Consider the following 19,313-nt stretch of genomic DNA (forward strand, 5'->3'; position numbering starts at 1 on the left):
ATCACACCAAATATTGTACAGCCATAATTAGAACGTATGCCGATTGGCTTATTTTTTTGAAATCAAAAAGAACACACGTTCGTAATGGATAATCAAGTACTAATTATGAAAGGATGATTTTTAATATGGAAGGATCAGTTAGAAAAAAGGTGAACGGTGGTATTATCAATTTGATACCGCTCGGATTGATGGTAAAAGGCACAAGATAGAAAGATACGGCGGACAATCAAAAAGTGAAGCACAAAACTCTCTTCGCGAGGCGTTGAATAGATATCACAATGGTCAGTCGGTGGGATTAGAATCGACTATGAGTCTACATGACTATTTAGAATTTTGGTTTACTAACTACGTTGAAGCCAAATTAAAATTTAATACTCAAGAAAATTACCGTAATGTTTTAAACAAATACTTAAGCCCCAAGATTGGGTACTATCCTCTAAAATCTCTTACAACTAGGATTCTGGAAGATTTTTCGCAATCGCTGCTTACAGACTATAATCTTAGCAATCATTCAATGACCATCATTATCGGTGTATTGAAAAAAGCATTACGTATGGCGGTCTTTCCTTATGAATTATTATCATCTAATCCAGCTCAACTTGTTTCCTACCCCAAACGACAAATGTCTGTTGACGAATTAATTGCCAACAAACATGACGATCTAAAAATCATATCCATTGATCAATATGAAAAGTTATTAAGTTTTATGGCAGAAGATGATGCTTTCTTTATTCCAGCACAACTATCGTTTTGGACTGGATTAAGGCGCGGCGAAGTTTGTGGATTAGAATGGAAAAACGTTGATTTGGTGGGTAAATCAATCAAGGTAACTCAACAGATGATTCAAATCTCCGCTAAAACTGTACAAATCACTACACCCAAAACAAAGAATAGTTATCGCACAATTCATATTAGTGATACTTTGGTTAGATTATTACATCGCCAAAAAACATTGCAGCAAAAAAGAAAATTAGCACTAGGAAACAAATATACTGACTCCGATTTTGTTTGTACTAAAATAAATGGTAAACCTGTCTCCTACATCAAATAGATGGTTAAACGGTGAGAAGATGAACTTCGCTTGCTTATCTGAATAGCGAACATTTTTAATAAACGTTTGCATTATTCATCTTCCTCCTCTGGTATAAGTTTCTTAGCCTTTTCTGTCATTGCAACAAGAATTAGGCTAAGTTCACACCCCTACCTTGCAATTCATTTAATTTAAATTGAGCAATTTAAGTATCGGTTTCGGCACGTTTAAAAAGTAAAGTCTAATTTTAGCCTATTTTGTTTCACCCTCAATTTCAATAGCATCTACTAAGCCTGCGTTGGTGTAGATTCGTAAATATTCTTGAATCGTTTCAAATACTTATTTTAATTCTTTTATGATAATTGAATGATCACCGGAAAAGCGAACTTGATGACACCCATATCCCCACGTTGAGTTATTAAAACATTGCAACGTAATCCCTACTTCAAACTAAGAAAAATTTCTTTCCCTCTTTTAACATCTTATGTGATAATAAGTTATAACTAACAATTATTCCTTTATTTTTCTGATTGAATTTTAAATAATAGCGAATATCGCGATGCGTGAGTATACAATCGCGACTATAAAAAGAATATTACAGAGTTACCTCAGGACAAAACCTTCGCATTTACGAGACCAACATTAGCTAAAGGACTAAGCATCTTCGTGCACGGAGAACGAATAAGCAAAAATGAAAACCACGGGCAATTAATCGATTTTGATGCGATATTTTAAAAAGAAAAAACCAAAAAAGATGTTAAAAGTTAGAACTCACAGCTGATCCATCATTTTATAATAGTCACCGTTAAATATTTCTAACACATGATCACTCATCATATCAATGATTTAACGCTTCCATTTCAGAGAATTGATAGAATTTTATTTTTAATAACAACATCCACTTATGTCGATAAATACAATTACGCATTATGTTATAGAAAATGATTAAAATTTTTTGTTATCTCACTATAAATTTTAGAATCAACCGATCTTAGATGATCTAATTTAAATCAGTAGTAATGATCTCGCTTCAGATATTTAGAGATTTCAACATAAATATTGTCCAAATACCGAAGACATTAAAAGCTGTATATTTTGGAGGGGACAAATGGGATTAACTGATATTTTTAAAACCAAAAAATTAAAAGACGAGCTTACTAAATTACAGGAAACAAATACGAAGCTTTCAAATAAAATTTTAAATTTAGAAAGCGAACTTACAACAGCAAATAAAAAAGCTGCAGAAAAACTATCAATAAAAGAAATGGTACCATTTGAGTTAGATGCATTAATTGAAGAAAAACACGTTGCTTTTTTAAAACAAGAATCTACTTTAAATGAACAATTATCCAATTTGCAAGAAAAAATTGAGGCGGTAAACAAAATTAAACGCTTGGCCAATCAAGAAATCGATAACCTTGAAACAAAAAAAGCGTCTTTAAAAAATGAAATAATTGACTTGAGTGAACAGATCGAAATAGAAAGTTTTGGTATCTATAAGCCTCGGTATGAGTTTACAACATCTTTAAATTATAAAGAAAAACTTGACGATGTACGTAAAAGTCAAAAAAAGGAAATCAAAAATAAAGTTGCTTTTAATATTACATTTCCAATGACCTTTAATAATTCTCAGGCAAAAGGTCGTACTATGCAAAATAAAAATGGAAAACAACTACTCCGCACATTTAATGGAGAATGCGAGGCCGCAATTAGTAAAGTTACCTATTCTAATTTTGACGGCGTTGAAAAACGTATAAATAAATCATTCGAGCAATTAAATAAATTAAATGAAAAAAATGGTGTTGAACTATCTTACTCATACCTTGAATTAAAACTTTCAGAGTTGCACCTAGCATTTGAATATGCGGAAAAGAAACAACAAGAAAAAGAAGAGCTTCGTGAACAACGTCAAAGAGAACGTGAAGAAAAAGCCCTTCAAAAAGAAATCAGTATTAAACGTAAAAAGATCGATAAGGACCTTTCACACTTTGAAAAAATGTATGCCGAACTTGAAGAAAAATTACAACTTACTCAAGATGAAAATGATCAATTAAAATTAAAAAACGACTTGGAAGGATTACAACAAAAAATTGACAGTGCTTCTTCTGAAAAAAGCGATTTAGATTATCGTGAAGCTAACGCAACGGCTGGATATGTTTACATAATTTCTAATATAGGATCATTTGGCAAAGATGTTTTTAAAATTGGTGTAACTCGGCGATTAGAACCTATGGATAGAATCGATGAACTTGGCAGCGCATCCGTTCCATTTAAATTTGACGTACATGCATTAATTTTTAGTTACGATGCATATAAATTAGAAAGCGAACTACATGAAAGATTCGCTAAAAATAGAATCAACAAGGTAAACAGTAGAAAAGAATACTTTAAAATCACAATTGATGATGTTAAAGAAGCATTAAAAAAATATTCTGATGTAACTATTGATTTTAAAGAGGTACCGGAAGCAATCGAATACAGAGATAGTTTGAAAGTTAATTAAATTATTGATCCGATCCAGACACTAAAGATTTAAACTGTGTTTATTGCAAACCAAAGCTCTAATATAGGTCGAATACAATATATAAAAACATACACGAACGTTGATGTAACAGTGCTTTCGAAGTAAGTCCAAACACTGAGGACTAAAAAAGCTGTAAATATGAAATGGGAGCCGTGGAAATGAAAAAAATTTCTACTTTAGGGTTAATTGCATTATCTGCATTTACTATAGCGACAGGTGGTTCAGCCGTATTTTCGCATATTCATACCGTCACGCCTGTAAATGCATCAACGAAGGTCATCAAAAAGGATACCGTCAAAGAAAGGCATAAAGCAATTCTCAAAAAGTTAGTAACATATACTACCAAAGAATCAGCAGGTCCTACTGGTGATTACTATTGGGATAATGGAAAAGCCGAACTTGTTGGATTTAAACATATGAAGGCTGGCGATTATCATTTTTCATCTGATAAAAAGGGTCGTTCGGCGAAGGCCAAAGCAGTTCTTACATATACCCAATATAAAGAATCCAAAGGAAGTCGGCAAGGTGAGCCCCTAGATCCACCGGCTTGGCCTGATATCAATGATAAAGTTGCCATTCAATATAAATTAACTGGTCGCATCTATCATGGGTACCTTTATAACCGTAGTCATTCGATCGGAGACAGTCTCTTAGGTAAGGATTCTTATGATTCAAAATATAACTTTACCACTGGTACGCGTCCGCAAAACGTTGGGGCAACCCAAAATGGTGGTATGCGACACGCCGAAGAGACCGTTGAAAAATATTGGGAAAGCCACGCAAATACCAAAAGTACTGTCTCGTATGAAACTACCCCGCTTTACAAAAGTAACGAAAAAATTCCTCGTGGATCAGTTGTAGATATTAAATCTTCTGATGGTAGTTTGAATAAAGAAATTGTTGTAATTAATTCTGTTGAAGGTACTAAAATTAAATATCTGACGGGATCTATAATATCAACCTTGAACTCTACTAAATTAGATCAATCCAGTGAGTCCAACACGCAAAAAGAAACTGGAAATAACGTTGCTAGTGAATCATCAGCGTCTGCAAAAGAAAGCTCGGAAACTCAGAGCACCGCAGAAAACTCAGTAGCACAGAGTAGCTCAACTGAAGATTCAACTGCCACCCCTACTTCTGATGCAAGTGGCTGGACTACTGCTCCGGCCGGAAAAGTTTTTGTTTCAAATAGTCAAAAGTATTATACAAGGGTTAAAAATCCCGGTAACTACGAATTAACCACCCTCTCAAATGCGCAAGCTGAAGGTGCTACGCAAGCAATTCGTGGTAACCAGTACGCTCAACCTTAAAATTAGCATCTCCCACTCCGGTGACTAGTTACAGTTCGACTCTGTATGTGGGAATTAATTCAACATTTGAAACTAATGGTAGCGAAAAAATGTAACTTTAAGAATTAACTAAAAACGAACCGATTTGTATATCAAACATAGTATAATTACGACCATCCAAAGTACGGATGTACGATGATTTGCTCATAACCAGAAAAAGTGAAAAATCGTTGTAAAACTAAGCCAAACAAAAAGACCAACTTTTTAAAGAAACCTGAACAGGTTCCTAAAAGCTGGTCTTTTTTGCAGAATTAATTCACTAACGATTATATTAACTGTATTTATGCGCAATCTTACCTGCAACCGCCGCCGCAATACCACCTACAATATCGTCAATAAAGGTATTGACCGACTTTTTTGAAGTATCCAAACGACTAATAACACCAGGTTTAATTCGATCCAGGTAGCCATAATTTGTGACGCCGATTGATCCATACATATTTGCAATTTGAAGTGCAAGCGTTTCATCCACACCAAAGACGCCAACGTCATGCGCGACAATTGACTGCAACGGTTCGTCCAGTTTCCCTTCTGTTGCCATTTTATCAAGATATAAACCAACCATCACATTGTTTAGAAGTTCTCGTTTATGCATTACATCAATCGTTGCTGCTTCGTATTCTTGAACATCCACCTCTGGTAAAAATCCTTTTTGAATTTCATAGGTAATTTGGGCAATATCATGCAAAGTAACGCCCTTCTTACGGAGTTCCGCTTCGACGTACTTAAACGCTTCTGTATCCGGATATTTAAAGTTATCCAACATCTATAATGCACCTTCCCTTTCCAGATAATTCTTATTATCAAATTACCACTAATCCAGTGATCACACAACAATCTTAGCGACGGAAAATTAATTGTTTTCTTTTTTGGTCGACAAATACATTTCGCTCATAATTTGAAAAAAATCTTCGGTTGGTATATCCAAAAACTTACCTAAATTATCCTTCCACCATTTTGTCAGCTTATCCCTTAAAACTGAAACAATTTTGATTCCTTCTTGTGAGAGAATTAAAACCCTAGAGCGCGAGTCTTGCGGATCGATTCTTCTTCGAACTAAATTTTTATCTTCCAGCTTGGAAATATCGCGGCCTATTAGGCTAGGATCTAATACCATGGCGGTCGCAAGTTGCTTTTGGTTTAATTCGGGATTATCTGCCAGATACAATAACATATCTGCCTGAGTAGAACTGAGTCCAAAATTGTGAACGGTCTTAGAGAGATTTCTCCGAGCTAGGCGATAAGTGACTGATAAAAATTTATTTAGCATATATAGTTCCATTTAATTTTTCACCCTTGTTTTAATTATTAAAATTATTTTTAGCTAAAATAATAGACTTGTCAAGTATTATTCAAAATGATATGCTCTCATCATGTAATATTACTAATAGCTTATAAAAACAATTGGAGGGATATAGTAATGATCAATGATAAAAATACAGATATAAAGACAAAACTGCTATGCGTTGCCATCTTTCTCGCAACGTTCATAACTGCGGTTGAGGCGACTATCGTGACGACTGCACTCCCAACAATTGCTTCCACTTTACATGGTGTAAATTCAATGAGCTGGATTTTATCAATTTATTTACTATCCAGCGCAGTTGTAACCCCCTTGTATGGAAAATTAACCGATCAGTTTGGCGTTAAACAGGTCTTTTTAGCAAGTTTAATTATTTTTTTGGTTGGATCAATTCTCTGCAGTATTTCGAATGATTTAAATTTACTAATTGCAAGTCGTTTTATTCAAGGTATTGGTGCTGGTGGCATTCAGCCCATTACATACATTCTAATCAACGAAATTTTTGAATATTCTAAGCGAGCCACCATTATTGCATGGAACAATACTGCATGGGCGCTGTCAGCAGTGACCGCCCCGACTTTAGGCGGTCTAATTGTTGATAAATTTTCATGGCGTTGGATTTTTATTATCAATGTTCCGGTGGTTATAATCATTCTTATCATTGTAATAACCAGTTTGAGCATCACGTCCAAAAAATCATTTCCTCGTATTAACGTTAGCTCCAACATCTTATTACTGCTAAGTTTATCAGTAATTATGTTCGGGTTCCAAAAAATGGGTGAACTAAAAAATATTGCGCTATCCTTTTTAATTTTGTTATTCGGATTGGGAATCTTAATTTTATTTTTCAAACATGAACGACAAGATCCAGACCCAGTCGTGCCTTTTGAAATATTTAAAAACACAACATACTTGTCGCAGTTTGTTTGTCTATCTTGCCTAAGCGGCGTCTTAATCTGTTATTCAGTCTACTTTCCAATTTGGCTACAAGGGCTTTACGCGATGCCCGTGTCGCAATCCGGAACCGTTATTATCCCAAGCGCCCTTACGTGGATTATCGGTTCCTCATTAGCGGCACATTTACTAAAAAAATACTCGGCTCGTCGTACTCTAATGCTCTTCATTGCACTAACATTTATATTATATGTAACTTTACCCTTACTTCCGTTATCAACTCCGACGTTGTTCTTTTATTTTTTCACCGCCATTTCTGGTTTATTGTTAGGAACCGTTGTGACAATTAATATGGTTGTTGGTCCACGTATGCTATCTGAAAATCAGAAAGGAGTTGGAACCGCCCTACTAACTTTGGGAAGATCTTTAAGTCAGTCAACAATGGTATCCGTTTATGGTTTAATTTTTAATTTAACGACTCAAAATATGCCAAAAAAAGATTTGAACTTAGTTTTAAATCATAAAAATGCCAATCAGATTCCAGCAAAAATGCTAAGCAAAATTAGATTCGACGTACTAACCGCAATTCATACGGTATTTATTTTTGCACTATGTCTAATAGTGATCGCCTTTATTTTTAACTACAGAGATAAGCTTCGTAAAATGCTCGATTAACTTAAAATAAAAAGGACGACTCTTTGTTGAAATTTCTAACAAAGAGTCGTTCTTTTGTATAATTTTACTTGAATTAATATTTTAATTTTAGCATTTTCTTAAAAAAAACTTTTTAACGTAAATTAGTGTTTACATTCCATTCACTACTGTCCAATCCACCACACCACTGTATTTACCAGCAGTTGCACGATTATTCGCACGGATTACTAGTCCAGCATCGTTACCAAAATCACTGGTGTATACTCCATTCTGTGCATGCATTTGGCTACCGTCCATGATGGTTTGCTCATTTGAATTTAATTGGGTAACTTTAGACACGTCTTCGGATGCACTATGCTTAAACCACATGGAATACGTTTGATTTTGATTAGGTTTGTACGCAGCAGTAATTCGAAATTTTGGTTTCGTATCTCGCGTATCGTTAACTTGGAAACGAATTTTATCTCCAGATGTTCTCGTTAAAAACTAATCTTTGTCAGGTGGTTGATCAATATCATAATTCCAATCATAGTTACCGTCTCCAATCAAGACCGGTGTTAATGTGGATGAAATCAAGACGCCTGAATCAAATGGATTGGTGATCGAGTTCGAGCTCACTTGGCTACCATTTTGAAGTAGTTTAGAATCATTTGGTATCAAAGAATCATAATCATCGGTATTTTTAGGAATCTTCGGGATGTTTGAGCGATTATAACCCTGAACCAAACTTGAACCTAAATAAGACAGTGGAATATCATGGTTAGGTGCATCGGTGATTCCACCACGCCCTGGTCCGCCACCATATGTGAGTAATTTAGCGCCAATAATTATTTGAATAATGCTACTTGGCCAACTTTTAGAATTGTTGAACGCTGCGGAATTAGTTGAGATGATGGCTGTTTTGGAGTTTGGCATTAGTGTTGCATTTACTCCAGCACTACTTACCATCTTGGTGCCATCAAATACTGGTCCCATAGCCTTTAAATTCGTTGTGGCTCCGATCTGTGCGTTTAAACTAATGCCTGTCTTTCCGCTTCCAAATAGCGGTGCATTAACCATGTTCGAAGTCATATTTAACACACCAGAATTATTGATTGCAATGGCATTACTAGTTCCATAGAATTGAAACATTGTAGCCGATCGATCATTATCAATAATGGATAGGGTTGATCCCGCGGCAACATCTATCTGGAATGTTTTATTGTTGAGTTGATTAAAATATGGTAAAAACATCCCCAGAGCTAACATTGAACTCTGCCCGTTGCCACCAATTATCGTCGTGTTACCAGAACTAACTTTAATATTTGGAATTTCACCCACCTGCCGCCCAGTCACGGCCGTGTTAATGTAATTTTCTCCTGTAAAGTTAATTGGAACATAGTAACTACAAAGGGGCTGATTAAATCCTAAATTATTTGGAACATTATAGTAAACGTTGTTATAGGTGATTTCTGCAGCACAATCTTTAACAAGGATGGCTGGCCCAAAGTCAGCTGAGAAAAGCATACCGAAGTACGTTGTATAATAACCACTTCCCGTTCCTGTCCCCGCCGTATTTGGAATTCCAGTTACATAATTACTTGTTGCATTAGTTTCAATATGAAGATTTGATACTTTAACTTTCGCTGTACTACTCGATGGAATCCGGATTATCGAACCGCCCTGATCAGCAACGTAAAATCCATGCCCCTCAAAATCAACCTCTACATTTTTAATTTTAGAATTAATATTATAAAGTCCAAAAGGTAAAGTTATTGCCTGGTTTACATTGATTTTCAAATCTGCAGGCGGACCTCCTCTTGAATTCCAGTACCCGCTAATACTATCAAGTAATTGAAACAGATCATTGCCACTGGTAACCGTATAGGTATTATAATTTTGCTGAATGATTGATGCCTTAATTTTGGTCTCATTGATAATAAAAAATCCCATTATAATCGAAAAAAAACATCAGTAAATGAACTATAAATTTTTTTAAAAATACTCCTCCGCTAATGTTTATTCTCATACCGACGCCACTTTCTCCACCATAAATACAGAGCTAAAACTATCACTAGCGCTAAAGCAATAAGTAATATCCATATCCACAAGTGATTATTATGCTGTATTGTAACGTCCTGCACGTTTTTACTGGTAATTACAAAGGATCTTTTCCAATGCCATATTTGATCAGGATTTTTTGAAATAAACTTTAAATCTAAAATATACTTTCCAGGCTTCAACTTTTGATTTTTCAAAGGAAGCTGATAATTAAAACTACTGTTGGGAGCAATCGATCGGTTGTCCAACTTTTGTCGAATAACAATCTTTTTTGGATTCTTAACAGGATAAATTTTAGCAGCAGTTTTGACATGTGAAAGATATGTTTTTGAAACATTTTGCGTGCTGGTTTCAACAGTCCTAGTCCAATTTAGATTATTGATTCGAACCTTGTTCAAATTCAACTCGGGCTTCACTTGCCGATTGTTTTGCCGGATTACAATCGCGGTTGCAAAATTAAACCGATTCGTAAATCCCGATTTAACCGATTTCTCGATTTGTTTTCGAACATAAATTCCACCTAATAACCGCCCATTGAATTGTTGATCCGGCATTTTTAATTTAAAAGCAATCTTTTTAGTGCCATTGGCCGGAACCTGGATGTTCTGAACTTTGGGAGAGATCATTTTATAAATATTTAGTGTACTAGGTAAATTCGGAGATTTTGTTATTTTTCTTGCCGAATAATCGATTATCATATTATTATTTGTAATTGCCTTATTCGCCCAAACAGTAAATTTGGCGGCCTTCTTGGATCGATTATAAATATTCAACGATAAATTTGTCCCACTGTTGGGTTGCATATTTAAATTAAAATATGGCAGCTGAGGATCTTATCTGTTGAGAATTATTATTAATCGAAACGCTGAATTTTGCCCCAGAATCTGCCTGGATTGCCCTGGGAGATATCACTCCAGCTATCACAAAAAAGATTGCTAACACTAAAATCAGCTCTAACCTGTTTCTTTTTTTATTACACATCTACCAACACCTTGTCCACTAAGGCTGGATGTTGGCAGCAATTGTATAATCAATCGTTCCGTTATATGTTGCACTTTTTACACCGGCCGGTCCTAGAGTTAATGAAGCACTAGTTTTCCCAGAAGTTAAGCGGCCGTTGGCGTTATTGTTACCCGTCGCGACCACGTTACTTTTTTTGTAGATGTTAAGATCCGTAGAACCTGTAATTTGGCCACCCGTAAGTTCATCCGGTGTACCATCAAGCGTCGTTGTTGTGAGCGACTTTATTGGCAAATCGGGAGCGTCCTTAGTAGTCATCGTGCTAGCCGAAGCAGTAATCGTATAACCCCATTACTATTTCCAGTCAGATTGGTGACATCATACGATGAGCTTCCATCTGCACTTAAGGGCTCATTTACTAGCAGACAAATCTTTATTACCAAAATCAAAACTTGGTACCGCATTTAAAATTAATTGGTCACCCTTGGGCGCGTTGAACGTCACGGTTGTCGTCCCCTGTCCAGTTCCCGCTGGGGTATCGTCAGCAAAAACACTCAATGGTAATATACTCATTGCCAATGTCGCCGCAAAAGCTATACCAATCGTTTTATTTCTTCCCTTACTCATAAAAAAATTCCTTTCCATTTGTAGTTGGATTAAGCATCCTCAATAATTCTACCATGTCCAATCTGCTTTAAATTCCCAATAAAAAGCATCTAGCATTCTAAATTCAGAGACTTTTCAATGTAATGATAAAACCTGAATATTAATATAGACCAATTTTATTGTTCTCGAGATAAAATACTAACATATTTTTTTAGAGCTAAACGATTAAGTAAAGTTGGCAAATCAGCTAAATCAGAATAAGAACCATGAAATGCCATAAATGAAGCAGAATTTTCAATAAGATGAAAATCATTTTGTTCTGAAATCACCAAGTCAACATTCTGCAAATCAGATGGCTCATTTAAAGCTTTAATTTGAACCTTATTATCCGTAAACAGTTTAACCGTTGCATGGATGTATTTAGATAACTTTCCCGCAGATTTAACATCTAAACCAATCGTTAAAGTCAATTGTGATTTAGGAAATAGCGTTAAAAGCATCCGGACGTATAAATAAATTAGAATTTGTTTTGCCGGATATGATAATTGATGTAAATGAAGTTGAGTTAATGATAAACGCTTTTTCAAAATTTCAACAACTCGTTTAATGAGCAAATCATTTTCAACGTCGAGATGTTTAAGCGTCATTGGACAGACACCACCCGGATTAAAATAATAAAAAGTATTTACCTTTAAAAAGTTATTTTCAATTTGAGATGTTAAATCAAAATGTTCTAGTAGCTGATGTTCCCACCACTGAATTCCTTCGTATAAATCGGGTAAATCCTTTTTTACAAATACATCCCAGTCTTGAATTAACTTCCCAGATGGGCTGGCAACGTGGCTAATAATAAAAATAAAGAGCATGTCATACACTTTGTGCTTCTTCTTTGCATCGTTAATATTTAAAACCGCCTGTAAAGTCGCCAGATATTTTGAAATTGGTTCTTGCCAATGAATCTCTTGATGTTCTCTTGATGGTGATGCTATTTGCTGTTTTACAATCCGATCTAAAACATAAATGTAAGTACTCAATTTTAACGTTTTTTTGTCGGTTAACGGCTCTCCGAAACGTTGTAAAATCGTTTTTGCATTTGAAATCGACGCCTCATCGGTTTCATTTATTAAAGAATAAAGTTCATCAAACAGAATAACCTTTTGACAATCCTGTCCCTCTAACCTTCCTTTCCGAATTTCAAGCTGAAGTAACTTCAAAATGTCATTTAGTTCTTTTGTTTGTCTGTAATATTCCGTTTTACTAATAAATAGTTGCGAGCATCCCGGCAAACTAAATACTTTATCCTTAAAAGCGAAGTCTAAAATCCGAAATTTTGTCGATCGTTTCGAATAGTGTGCAACCATTATTTGAAATTCAAATGCACTCGGATGGTCAAAAAAGACCTTTTTATGCGCAACTTGAATTGAAACATTATATTCTCCAAAAAAAGAATCTTGTTTAACATTTTTAATTAAAGTGTCCAGTGCTCGCGGTGTACAGTTAAGCCTGTCACATAATTCATATTTCGTAATGGTGGACTTATCTAGTAATATTTCAACAAATGCAACCACTTTTTGGTCACGGGGGGACAAAAGATTAATTATTTTCATCCACTTTTCACCTCCAACTCACAATTACTATTTATATCGGATTATGCATAACTTACGCAACCAATAACAAGTACCTTAATTAAGTTATAAGCCAACATTTTTGGGGACAAAAAAAGCAGAGAATCAGTATGCTTTATCCAGCATTTATCAGATACTCTGCTTTTTTAATAAAAATTATTAAATTTTAATTGTTTTAAAAAAATACTAAAATTGCAATATTTCCTTCTTTTGGCCTAACCCTGCATCAACATAAATCTGTTCTGGTATAAGCTCAAAAACCGTTAAAGTTGGTCCAATTGCGTCCCATACCTGCTGATAGTTTGGAACCGTCTGGAGGTAGAGTGGCAGCAATTCCGGCATCGTTTTGGGCGACTTTTTTTATTTTCACGTGGGTAGCTTTCAGATATGGATTACCTGACGCCCCATCATCTGGAATCGTAATAAATGCTACATCCGGATTTTTTGCATAAACTTTTAATGCAGGACCAGTTTTTACGGAAGAAAAATATAGCTTCCCTGGCGTTTCTTCTTGCCATACAAAATTTACAATGCGAACGTCCGCTTGGTCATTATATGATGTACTCAGTGCTAATTTATTTGTTTTTTGAATGATTTCCTTCATGAGTGTCAAATCCATCACTTTTCTTCCCTTCATTTTTTAATTAATAGCTACTATCGGTTGTCTTTTTTGATGAAATGAAATTAACAATAAAAGTTATACCGATCAAAAATACCGGGTAAACCATATATCGTATTAAATCTAAGTAGTTGGTTCCCTTCCCCGCAAGTTGTAAAGTCATCATCATTGCCGAATCTTGTGGGATTACCATTGATGCAGAAACCGCAAAAATTGAAATAATACCAGCTAATACTCTTTTTTCAACTTTATATTGTTCACCTAAATCTCTGGCAATTGGCGCCGTAATCAAAACTGAAATGTTGTTATTCACGATTGATCCCGTGACACAAAAACTTAAAATTCCAATTAATGCTTCGCAACTAGCCTTGCTTCGAATTCTTTTAGTAAAGATTCCAACCAGCCAGTCAATTCCACCGTAGTATCGCATTAAAGCAACCATTCCATTAACCATAATAGCAAAAATTGCTAACCAAAACATGCTTTCCATTCCGCTACCAACGGCTTTCGCACAAGCAAAAATGGTTACTTTTCCTAGGACCATTCCAATTGCTCCCGCTAATACAGTTCCAATGGCCAGTACCAAAACCACATCCATCCCTAATGCAGCTAATACCAATACCACAATGTACGGTAGAATCGTAATCACATTATAGCCTCCAGCAGCAACGGCGTGCGCGTTGTTGTTATGTAAACTCATTAACATATATGAAATAATTGTTAGAATTGCAGCTGGTGTAGCAATTTTTATCTGCCATAAAAATTTATCTTTCATCGGTGATCCAACGCCAGCTGCAGCAGAAATCGTTGTCCCGCCAATCATTGATAATCCGTCACCAAAATATGATCCTGTAATCACTGCCGCGCCTGCCATTCCGGCATTTAAATGTGCCGCCGCCACTAGAGAAAAGGTTACTGGAGCCATGGTAACGATTGTTCCAGTTGATGTCCCAATACATAGCGATATAATCGCCGAAATCAAGAAAATCCCTGGGACCAAAAATTGACTTGGAATCATTGAAATTCCAAGGTTAACAATTGAAGACTCACCACCAGAAATTGCTACGGCTGATGAAAATCCTCCGGCCATCATGACAATTAATGCAAGATTCATTACTCCAGCATTACCGGCGTTATTAAGATAAATATTCATCTTTTTGCTAAACTTGCCACGAGGCTCAAAAAAGATTAACGCAAACAAGAGCGCTATCAAAATTGCAACCTGACGCGGCATATATGACGAAGGATCTTTTGCCCCCTTAATTGTAAATGCGACCAAACAACCAACATATAACATTAAAAAAACCAATAGTGGAAGTAATCCAGCGGCTTTATAGTCTCGTGGTTTCTCTTTTTCCATCATCTTAAACACCCATCTTTTTCTATAATTTAATTCAAAGTACAATCTTTCCCATCATAAAAGCCCTTATAAAAGGGCTTTACTTTTAACATAATTCCGATAAAGATTCTTATCTTTTTGCTACTGAAACTTTTTCTGCCATTTTTAGAGCTGGATCATTCTTCGAAAGCTCTTCAATAACCTTTTGCTCAATTGAACGCATTGTTTTGGCATCAACCTGGCCATTAGCTGTAAGCTTATTCTCACTTTGGTAACGTTTGACCGCCGTCGCAAACTGATCAGTAAAGTCGGATGTTGGCGTACCGTCATAATAACCCAAATCTTTCAAAGCAATTTGTAAATTTTTAATATCGGTATTGCTTTGCCCTACGGTGTACGTCTTTTTCTCATCAAATGATGTGATATACGCCATTGCAGGGTAATCCGCCTTATAGTCGGGAATGATTCCCTTTTTATGAATCCACGTGCCATTTGGAGTTAACCATTTGGCGATGGTTAATTTCAATTCATCGCTGTCTGTATACTGCGTAATGTTTTGAACGGTTCCCTTTCCGTAGCTCTTAGAACCAACCAATGGAACATTGGCGGATTGATGGAGCGCAGCCGCAAAGATTTCTGCTGCACTGGCACTCTCACCATTAATCATAACCACAACCGGCTTTTTCACCTTGTATCCACCGTCTAACTTTTTAGAAGCTTTATAGCTCTCCTTATCACCATTACGATCTTCCACCTGCATAATCGTTTTACCGTTCTTTAAAAACATTGATGACATTTTCAAAGCTTGATCCATTAATCCACCCGGATTATTGCGAACATCAATAATGTATGATTTAGCCCCTGCCTTGTCTAAACGTTTTAAAGCGGCTTTTAGCTCTTTAGACGTTTTTTCCGCCACGGAAGAAATGGCAATGTAACCAACTTTTTGGCTCAACATTTTACTAGTTACCGTTTCGACTGGGATTTTAGCACGGGTAATGCTCTTAGTAAAAGTTGTGTTGCCTCGTTGGAGTCCCAGCTTAACTTTAGTTCCAACTTTTCCACGCATCAGCGTCATTGCTTTCGATAATGACTTCCCACTTAAAGATTTCCCGTCGACCGTATTGATTACGTCACCAGCCTTCAAACCGGCCTTTTGTGCCGGAGTACCATCAATTGTCGACATAACTTCAATTTTATTGTCTTTTTTAACAACTTGAATCCCAACTCCACCAAAAGACCCTGAAACGCTATCATTTAAATCGGTTGCATCATTATCGGTTAAGTAGTTTGAAAATGGATCATCCAAAGTTGAAAGCATTCCATCAATGGCACCAGTTGCTAGCTTAGAAGAATCGACTTTTCGATAATAATCATTATTAATCTGGTTAAATACACTAGCAACCCGATTAAAATTATTATTTGTTCCATCTCCTCGTAAAAAATTAAAAAAGAAAATCAAGCCGACTGCGATCGTAATCAAAATACCGGTGATGATTGAAAGAATCACCGTCCAATAGGGATGTTTATTAATTATTTTTTTCATCAAAATTGTTCACTTTCTAAATATCTTTGCCATGCAGCATCAAAAATCGACATGCTTTGCAAGTATCCGCCATTTAATTCTAAGTATTTACTAATTTGGTCAAAATCATGAGATTGTTTTGGAAACGACTGATCAAAAAAAGCTTGATTGGCAAATTCCTCTACTTCGTCATTTGGTTGTGGATTACGTTGTGTCATTAGAAATTGGAAAAACGTTCTTTTCATTTTTTCACTCCCATTAGTTGCCAGCCTTAGGGACATTAATAATAAACTGAAAATTATTATTAACGACGTCAATTTGAGCAGCCTCAAAGCTAACTTTATTTGTTGTCTTAATTTGATCCAGTCTCAAAAGTGCTTCATCACCATCGATGCTAACCCAATTGGGCAATTTATAGTTTCTCGAAATATATTTCAAAATAATTTTAGCCGATAATTTTAACGTTCCGACCGTTAACCCATGTGCTTTTAATTTGATATTGCCACTCTTAGTGACGGAAGGCACCATTGTGAGTGCGAACTGAATGTTTTTACCCAGCACCTCCGTTTGACCACTGAGAATCGCATAACGTTCTCCAATTCTAAAATCGTAAGAAAAATCAGTATTTTTTTGAAATTGTGATAAATATGCGGCACTGAGGTCGTTAATTTGGTTTTTCTTTAATTTAATTGGAATCTTATCATAGTTACGGATCGTTTTAACATTTTGATTGTCAACCTGATGAATTGGTTGGGAAGCTTTGAAAGTTACGTAAATTCCGCCAGCCAAAAAGATTGATAATAAGAGCAAGAAACCCCATTTCCAGAAACGATATAGATACTTGTTCATTCTACCACCTACTTTAAAAATCCGGCCTTATTAAGTCCTTTATATATTTTATCTGTCATCATATCATACCCCTTGTTGTTTGGATGAAAGTGATCCGCATCTGACAAATAGTTATTCTTTTCTTTAGTATCAAATTGTTTTTGTTCTAATTGGCTTTTTTCAACAACGGCAATATCATCTTCCGTGCTTTCCTTAGCTAATTTTGACTGTTGGCTACTTGTCTTATATTGGCCGACCGATAGCGCATTGATGTCCACGAATACTGCGTTTGTAAAATAATCAGTCGTTGCCTGTGCCGTTGCGTTAAATGTTGTAATCGCATTTGTAATTGCCGTCACGTTTGGAAAATACACGAAAAATGGATTATAAACACCCACCATCGCAATTTTTATTTTAGGATTTATTCTTCGCGCAATTTTAAAGATCTCCTGTAAATTCTTTTGGTACTCAAGACTGGCTTTATTTACGTTTACGGTAATTTGACTGGTGGAATCAGTAGCATCTTTTTGAAGTTTTTGAAAAAGGTCGTTACCACCGGCGGTCACAATTAAAATTTCACTTTTAGAAACTTCCTTTTGAATTTTAGATGACTTTTTTAGCCTTGCTAGAATTTGATCGCTTCTCTCACCACTAATTCCTTCATTATAAACCTGAACTTTTTTAATTTCAGACTTTTTACGGATATTCTTTGCTAACCGTTGTTGATAGCCATTTTGGTCCTTTAGATCGCCCACTCCTTGCGTCAATGAGTCTCCTAAAGCGAGAATATCGACCCTTTTTTGAACTTTTGTCGTTGGCGAACTTGAGGTGTTTTTTGCATCATTTGGCTCAGAGCTAGGGTTATTTTTAAAGAATCCCATTCCAGCTAAAATTAATACCGTAATGACCAAAATTCCAATAATGCTAAGTCCAACTTCTTTAATTATCTTCATTTTCTCCCACCTAAAAATAAATAGGGCTAAAACCGCGCTCGCCGATTTCAGCCCTAACACTAATCTTCAGTATAATATAGCAGACAAAATGCTCCCATACCAGTATGGGTTGCAATGATTGGTACCGTTTCTCGAACTACGATTTTATCCTCTGGGAAAAATTTTCCAACGTGCTCTTTCATTTCGTTTACCATGTCAAAAGCCTCGACATGTGAAATTCCAACGGCTCCGATTTGCTTGCTTTCCTGCATTTTTTGATAAATATCCAGCCAGATTTTTTTCATGGCTTTCATTCCCCGAACCTTATTAACCACGTTCAGTTTACCATCTTTCACCTGTAGCAGTAATTTTATATTTAATAAGCCACCAAGCATTCCGCTAATTTTACTTAAGCGACCACCTTTAACCAGATTTTCTAGATTAACAACACTTAAATACAAAGTCGTATGATCTCGGATATGCTCGGCTCTAGCTAAGATTTCTGCTTTACTAGCCCCGTTTAAAGCCATTTTTGCTGCCTCTAAAACTTGAAATGCTAGTGCACGATCAGTAAATTGACTGTCGACTACCGTTACATCACTCTTGCTTAACTTAGCCGCTTGTTCTGCCGTATGGACCGTACCACTAATTGCCTCCAGCATGTTAAAACTGATGACTTGGCTACCATCTTCACCTAGTTTATCGAACACTTCTACAAACTTGCCTAATGGTGGTTGACTGGTTTTAGGCAATGATTTCGAGGTTGCCATTTTTTTAATAAACTGATCATTGCTGATTGTTTCTCCTTCAACGTAAACTGTATCATCAATCATCACGCTTAAAGGAACAATTGAAATGTTATACTTTTTAATTTCCTCTTCAGTAACACCACATGAAGAGTCAGTTACAATTTTAATCTGGGTCATCTTCTCACACTTTCCCTTATTTCTAATATTATTATTTACATAATACCGTCTTAACGAAGAATTTTTCTAGTAGGTTAAGCATCCACACTATTATAAAATATTCATCTAATTCCACAAGTCTATTATAGCAATCCAAATTCATTTTTTGTTCGCTATTAA

General features: G+C 35.7%; 19 protein-coding genes and 2 pseudogenes. 5 read left to right on the forward strand and 16 right to left on the reverse strand.

What is annotated here, in order from left to right; all coding sequences use genetic code 11:
* Window positions 1-166: 166 nt before the first annotated feature.
* The 4 genes and pseudogenes from IV81_RS09630 to IV81_RS07055 all read left to right on the forward strand — a co-directional run.
* Window positions 167-274, forward strand: a pseudogene (locus tag IV81_RS09630) (hypothetical protein); the annotation flags it as partial.
* A gap of 33 nt (window positions 275-307) precedes the next feature.
* The gene (locus tag IV81_RS07045; protein WP_057803691.1) at window positions 308-1,051 is read left to right on the forward strand and encodes a tyrosine-type recombinase/integrase; all 744 of its coding nucleotides are present in this window, start codon (window positions 308-310) and stop codon (window positions 1,049-1,051) included.
* A 1,087-nt stretch (window positions 1,052-2,138) separates the two neighbouring features.
* Complete coding sequence (locus IV81_RS07050) at window positions 2,139-3,533, forward strand: SNIPE associated domain-containing protein (RefSeq protein ID WP_057803692.1); 1,395 nt, start codon at window positions 2,139-2,141, stop codon at window positions 3,531-3,533.
* A 179-nt stretch (window positions 3,534-3,712) separates the two neighbouring features.
* Window positions 3,713-4,864: a DNA/RNA non-specific endonuclease gene (locus tag IV81_RS07055; RefSeq protein ID WP_057803694.1), complete on the forward strand. Its 1,152-nt coding sequence runs from the start codon at window positions 3,713-3,715 to the stop codon at window positions 4,862-4,864.
* A 310-nt stretch (window positions 4,865-5,174) separates the two neighbouring features.
* Here the strand turns inward: IV81_RS07055 and IV81_RS07060 are convergent, their stop codons facing one another.
* Both IV81_RS07060 and IV81_RS07065 read right to left on the reverse strand, forming a co-directional pair.
* Window positions 5,175-5,669 (reverse strand): phosphatidylglycerophosphatase A family protein, encoded by a 495-nt coding sequence (locus IV81_RS07060; protein ID WP_057803696.1) that lies wholly within the window; start codon window positions 5,667-5,669, stop codon window positions 5,175-5,177.
* 87 nt (window positions 5,670-5,756) lie between these two features.
* Complete coding sequence (locus IV81_RS07065; protein ID WP_057803698.1) at window positions 5,757-6,185, reverse strand: MarR family winged helix-turn-helix transcriptional regulator; 429 nt, start codon at window positions 6,183-6,185, stop codon at window positions 5,757-5,759.
* Between the two features lie 138 nt (window positions 6,186-6,323).
* Here IV81_RS07065 and IV81_RS07070 point away from each other — a divergent pair, with 138 nt between their 5' ends.
* On the forward strand, window positions 6,324-7,775 hold the full coding sequence (locus IV81_RS07070; RefSeq protein WP_057803699.1) for an MFS transporter: 1,452 nt from the start codon (window positions 6,324-6,326) through the stop codon (window positions 7,773-7,775).
* Between the two features lie 129 nt (window positions 7,776-7,904).
* Here IV81_RS07070 and IV81_RS09595 read toward each other — a convergent pair whose 3' ends face one another.
* The 14 genes and pseudogenes from IV81_RS09595 to IV81_RS07125 all read right to left on the reverse strand — a co-directional run bounded on the left by IV81_RS09595 (window position 7,905) and on the right by IV81_RS07125 (window position 19,154).
* Window positions 7,905-8,036, reverse strand: coding sequence for a hypothetical protein (locus tag IV81_RS09595; protein WP_269083942.1), 132 nt, complete (start codon window positions 8,034-8,036; stop codon window positions 7,905-7,907).
* A 204-nt stretch (window positions 8,037-8,240) separates the two neighbouring features.
* Complete coding sequence (locus IV81_RS07075) at window positions 8,241-9,533, reverse strand: hypothetical protein (RefSeq protein ID WP_157059760.1); 1,293 nt, start codon at window positions 9,531-9,533, stop codon at window positions 8,241-8,243.
* Between the two features lie 212 nt (window positions 9,534-9,745).
* On the reverse strand, window positions 9,746-10,618 hold the full coding sequence (locus IV81_RS07080; protein ID WP_269083943.1) for a WxLIP family cell surface protein: 873 nt from the start codon (window positions 10,616-10,618) through the stop codon (window positions 9,746-9,748).
* Between the two features lie 175 nt (window positions 10,619-10,793).
* Window positions 10,794-11,048: a hypothetical protein gene (locus IV81_RS09545; protein ID WP_236696844.1), complete on the reverse strand. Its 255-nt coding sequence runs from the start codon at window positions 11,046-11,048 to the stop codon at window positions 10,794-10,796.
* A gap of 117 nt (window positions 11,049-11,165) precedes the next feature.
* Complete coding sequence (locus IV81_RS09550; RefSeq protein ID WP_236696845.1) at window positions 11,166-11,381, reverse strand: hypothetical protein; 216 nt, start codon at window positions 11,379-11,381, stop codon at window positions 11,166-11,168.
* A 155-nt stretch (window positions 11,382-11,536) separates the two neighbouring features.
* Window positions 11,537-12,967, reverse strand: a complete 1,431-nt coding sequence (locus IV81_RS07090) for a helix-turn-helix domain-containing protein (protein WP_057803704.1) — start codon at window positions 12,965-12,967, stop codon at window positions 11,537-11,539.
* A gap of 204 nt (window positions 12,968-13,171) precedes the next feature.
* Window positions 13,172-13,327 (reverse strand): hypothetical protein, encoded by a 156-nt coding sequence (locus IV81_RS09635; protein ID WP_420848348.1) that lies wholly within the window; start codon window positions 13,325-13,327, stop codon window positions 13,172-13,174.
* Window positions 13,328-13,391: 64 nt separating this feature from the next.
* A pseudogene (locus IV81_RS09640) lies at window positions 13,392-13,622 on the reverse strand (pyridoxamine 5'-phosphate oxidase); the annotation flags it as partial.
* Window positions 13,623-13,629: 7 nt separating this feature from the next.
* The gene (locus IV81_RS07100; protein ID WP_236696847.1) at window positions 13,630-14,967 is read right to left on the reverse strand and encodes a Na+/H+ antiporter NhaC family protein; all 1,338 of its coding nucleotides are present in this window, start codon (window positions 14,965-14,967) and stop codon (window positions 13,630-13,632) included.
* A gap of 106 nt (window positions 14,968-15,073) precedes the next feature.
* Window positions 15,074-16,489 (reverse strand): S41 family peptidase, encoded by a 1,416-nt coding sequence (locus IV81_RS07105; RefSeq protein ID WP_057803706.1) that lies wholly within the window; start codon window positions 16,487-16,489, stop codon window positions 15,074-15,076.
* Window positions 16,489-16,713 (reverse strand): YozE family protein, encoded by a 225-nt coding sequence (locus tag IV81_RS07110; RefSeq protein ID WP_057803708.1) that lies wholly within the window; start codon window positions 16,711-16,713, stop codon window positions 16,489-16,491. Before IV81_RS07110 ends, IV81_RS07105 begins: the two co-directional genes overlap by 1 nt.
* A gap of 13 nt (window positions 16,714-16,726) precedes the next feature.
* Window positions 16,727-17,317 (reverse strand): YpmS family protein, encoded by a 591-nt coding sequence (locus IV81_RS07115; protein ID WP_057803711.1) that lies wholly within the window; start codon window positions 17,315-17,317, stop codon window positions 16,727-16,729.
* 8 nt (window positions 17,318-17,325) lie between these two features.
* Window positions 17,326-18,249, reverse strand: a complete 924-nt coding sequence (locus IV81_RS07120) for an SGNH/GDSL hydrolase family protein (RefSeq protein WP_057803712.1) — start codon at window positions 18,247-18,249, stop codon at window positions 17,326-17,328.
* 59 nt (window positions 18,250-18,308) lie between these two features.
* Entirely contained in the window at window positions 18,309-19,154 is an 846-nt protein-coding gene (locus tag IV81_RS07125; protein WP_057803714.1) for a DegV family protein, read from the reverse strand.
* Window positions 19,155-19,313: the final 159 nt, after the last annotated feature.

This window comes from Pediococcus stilesii, from assembly GCF_001437075.1.
In the GTDB taxonomy this organism is placed as follows: Bacteria; Bacillota; Bacilli; order Lactobacillales; family Lactobacillaceae; genus Pediococcus; species Pediococcus stilesii.

What these genes read in the sequence shown, in the direction of transcription:
- IV81_RS07045 (WP_057803691.1), top strand. Translation starts at nt 308, where the DNA reads ATGAGTCTACATGACTATTTAGAATTTTGGTTTACTAACTACGTTGAA.
- IV81_RS07050 (WP_057803692.1), top strand. Translation starts at nt 2,139, where the DNA reads ATGGGATTAACTGATATTTTTAAAACCAAAAAATTAAAAGACGAGCTT.
- IV81_RS07055 (WP_057803694.1), top strand. Translation starts at nt 3,713, where the DNA reads ATGAAAAAAATTTCTACTTTAGGGTTAATTGCATTATCTGCATTTACT.
- IV81_RS07060 (WP_057803696.1), bottom strand. Translation starts at nt 5,669, where the DNA reads ATGTTGGATAACTTTAAATATCCGGATACAGAAGCGTTTAAGTACGTC.
- IV81_RS07065 (WP_057803698.1), bottom strand. Translation starts at nt 6,185, where the DNA reads ATGGAACTATATATGCTAAATAAATTTTTATCAGTCACTTATCGCCTA.
- IV81_RS07070 (WP_057803699.1), top strand. Translation starts at nt 6,324, where the DNA reads ATGATCAATGATAAAAATACAGATATAAAGACAAAACTGCTATGCGTT.
- IV81_RS09595 (WP_269083942.1), bottom strand. Translation starts at nt 8,036, where the DNA reads ATGCATGCACAGAATGGAGTATACACCAGTGATTTTGGTAACGATGCT.
- IV81_RS09550 (WP_236696845.1), bottom strand. Translation starts at nt 11,381, where the DNA reads ATGAGTAAGGGAAGAAATAAAACGATTGGTATAGCTTTTGCGGCGACA.
- IV81_RS07090 (WP_057803704.1), bottom strand. Translation starts at nt 12,967, where the DNA reads ATGAAAATAATTAATCTTTTGTCCCCCCGTGACCAAAAAGTGGTTGCA.
- IV81_RS09635 (WP_420848348.1), bottom strand. Translation starts at nt 13,327, where the DNA reads ATGCCGGAATTGCTGCCACTCTACCTCCAGACGGTTCCAAACTATCAG.
- IV81_RS07100 (WP_236696847.1), bottom strand. Translation starts at nt 14,967, where the DNA reads ATGATGGAAAAAGAGAAACCACGAGACTATAAAGCCGCTGGATTACTT.
- IV81_RS07105 (WP_057803706.1), bottom strand. Translation starts at nt 16,489, where the DNA reads ATGAAAAAAATAATTAATAAACATCCCTATTGGACGGTGATTCTTTCA.
- IV81_RS07110 (WP_057803708.1), bottom strand. Translation starts at nt 16,713, where the DNA reads ATGAAAAGAACGTTTTTCCAATTTCTAATGACACAACGTAATCCACAA.
- IV81_RS07115 (WP_057803711.1), bottom strand. Translation starts at nt 17,317, where the DNA reads ATGAACAAGTATCTATATCGTTTCTGGAAATGGGGTTTCTTGCTCTTA.
- IV81_RS07120 (WP_057803712.1), bottom strand. Translation starts at nt 18,249, where the DNA reads ATGAAGATAATTAAAGAAGTTGGACTTAGCATTATTGGAATTTTGGTC.
- IV81_RS07125 (WP_057803714.1), bottom strand. Translation starts at nt 19,154, where the DNA reads ATGACCCAGATTAAAATTGTAACTGACTCTTCATGTGGTGTTACTGAA.